The 1,594-nt window shown below is 41.1% G+C and carries 2 protein-coding genes; both read left to right on the top strand.

The features are described from left to right. Window positions 1-52 precede the first annotated feature (52 nt). A complete protein-coding gene (locus tag AC1DRF_RS26995) occupies window positions 53-694 on the top strand; it encodes an NTP transferase domain-containing protein (RefSeq protein ID WP_477742193.1) in 642 nt (213 codons plus the stop codon). 12 nt (window positions 695-706) lie between these two features. Then, window positions 707-1,594, top strand: an 888-nt coding sequence (locus tag AC1DRF_RS26990) for a xanthine dehydrogenase family protein molybdopterin-binding subunit (RefSeq protein WP_477742192.1), incomplete at its 3' end; no start/stop codon positions are given.

Here is a 1,594-nt window from a genome sequence, read left to right as displayed (position 1 = left end):
GTATTCTTGCTGAACTAATTCAAAACCTCCGAATGTATGATGAAAAAAAGGGATGAAAATGTCCGGGTTAAATATTGTTGCTGTTTATCTYGCCGCAGGAGCTAGTAAAAGGATGGGCAGAAATAAACTGCTGCTGCCTTTAGGGAATGGATGTTTGGGAAGTAAAGCTTTACGAAAAGCTGTTTCTTCAAAAGTAAATCATACGATAGTAGTAACTAAGAAAGGAGATTATCTTGAGTGGATTGACCCTATTCTTTTTTCAGAAGCATATCAGCAGAAGTGGAGTCATACTTCTTGTAGTAGTGCCTTAAAAGGTCAGTCTGCGTCTTTAAAATGCGGATTAAAAAAAGCAAAAGAATTAAACGCTGATGCTATTATTGTGCTGTTGGCAGATCAGCCTCTTATAAGCATCGTGCTGATAGATACATTTGTTTCTCTTTTTGAAAAATATTTTTCTGTTCCATTTATTTCATCTTTTTATCAAGGGATTTCCAGAGCACCAGTTTTATTTTCAAAACAAATGTTTTCAAGCTTGGATAAGCTGCAAGGAGATCAAGGGGCAAGAAAAATCATAAGACAAAGCGGACCTGAAAATGGAATATTTTACGAATGGACCGACGCTTCCCTTTTTATGGATGTTGATACAAAACAAGCGTATGAACGCATTAAAAAGATATACAAAGAGAAACCTTGACTGTTTTGATTGATGGAGGTGAAAAGAGTGGAGATCATTGGAAAAAGTGTGATTCGAAAAGATGCATTGGAAAAAGTAACGGGGACGGCTCGATACACAAATGATTACATGTTTAAAGGCTCCCTGCATGCCAAAATAGTAGTCAGTCCTTACGCTCATGCAAGGATTCAAGCAATAGACGTCCAAGCGGCGATTGCTATTCCCGGTGTTCATGCGGTTGTGACGGGTGAGCACTTGCCGTTAACCGGGGAAGGAGTTCGTGACCGGCGACCGCTTGCATTTGAAAAAGTGCGTTATCACGGAGAAGCCGTAGTCCTGGTAGTAGCAGAAACTCCTGCACTCGCTGAGCGTGCGGCGAGCTCCGTTCATATTCAATATGAGCCGTTGCCTGTCGTACATTCTCCTAGCGCCGCTATTGAGCCTGATTCTCCTTTAGTGCATGAACATATGCACATCTACAAGCATGATGAAACGGTGTATCCAGAGCCCGGCACCAACGTAGCAAACAGAGTTAAAATTCGAAAAGGCAATATAGAAGAAGGTTGGCAAAAAAGTGAGTTAATAGTCGAAGAAACATTTTCTCTATCTCCTTCAGATCACGCGGCAATGGAAACAAGAAGCGCCGCTGCTGAAATCCTTCCAAATGGATTAGTTAAAATTATCACTTCTTCTCAAGCTCCTTTTATGGTCAAAAAATTAATCAGTGAGTACTTTGAAATTGAAGCGGGAAAAGTGATCGTTGAAACACCGCTAGTAGGAGGAGGGTATGGAGGAAAAGCAGCTGTTCAGCTAGAGCTGCTTGCTTATCTAGCTTCAAAAGCTGTGGGTGGAAGGCTGGTTAAAATATTGAACACAAGAGAAGAAGATATGCTTACTTCGCCTGCTCACGTAGGTCTAGAT

The organism is Priestia sp. P5_B4, from assembly GCF_056400385.1.
The sequence above is the reverse complement of the archived record's forward strand: the minus strand, read 5'-3'. Positions and strand labels throughout refer to the sequence as shown.